The sequence below is a fragment of the Tsukamurella sputi genome (assembly GCF_007858445.1).
Classification (GTDB): Bacteria; Actinomycetota; Actinomycetes; order Mycobacteriales; family Mycobacteriaceae; genus Tsukamurella; species Tsukamurella sputi.
In genome coordinates this window covers 1-663 of sequence record NZ_VIGV01000063.1, presented here as the reverse complement: position 1 = coordinate 663, position 663 = coordinate 1, and the positions used below count along the sequence as shown (strand labels likewise).

1 protein-coding gene is annotated in these 663 nt (G+C 63.2%); it reads right to left on the bottom strand.

From position 1 onward, the window contains the following. Positions 1-278: 278 nt before the first annotated feature. The coding region (locus FK268_RS23165) for an MMPL family transporter (RefSeq protein ID WP_146437805.1) at positions 279-663 on the bottom strand (385 nt) is incomplete at its 5' end.

Sequence of the window (663 nt, the reverse complement as noted above, 5' to 3'; positions counted from 1 at the left end):
ACCGGCGCCTGTACGCGGAGCTGCGGTGGACCGATGCGACGAGGAAGCACGCCGAGTACCTCGGCGAGATGACCTGGCACAGCCGCGCCGACAACCTCGCCGCCGCCTGGCGCGAAGCACACGCCCGCGGTCTTACGACCAAGTCCTGCGACCGTCATCCAGTTATTTAATCTGTCGATCTTACGGTGTGCGTTATCAGATAGCGAGCTGGGTGTGGGGCCGACGGGCCGCGTGCCGACCGTTATGTTTCGTCGTCATGCGGGCGCAGTGGATTCGGGTCACCCGTGTTTGCCTGGCCACCAGCTCGCTGGTCCGGCCAGGGTGGCGATTGCGGGTACGACGATCGTTCGGACGACGAAGGTGTCGAGGAGTAGTCCGACACCGATGATGAGGCCGACCTGGGTCATGATGGCGATCGAGCCGACCATCAGTCCGAACATGCTTGCCGCGAAGATGAGGCCGGCGGAGGTGATGACGGAGCCGGTGTTGGTGACGGTTCGTAGGACTCCGATGCGAATGCTGCGGTGGGATTCCTCACGCAGCCTGGAGATCAACAGCATGTTGTAGTCGGCGCCGACGGCGACGAGCACGATGAACGCGAGAAGCGGTACAGGCCAGGCAATCTCGGTGCGAAGGATGCATTGGAAGATCACCACCCCCACG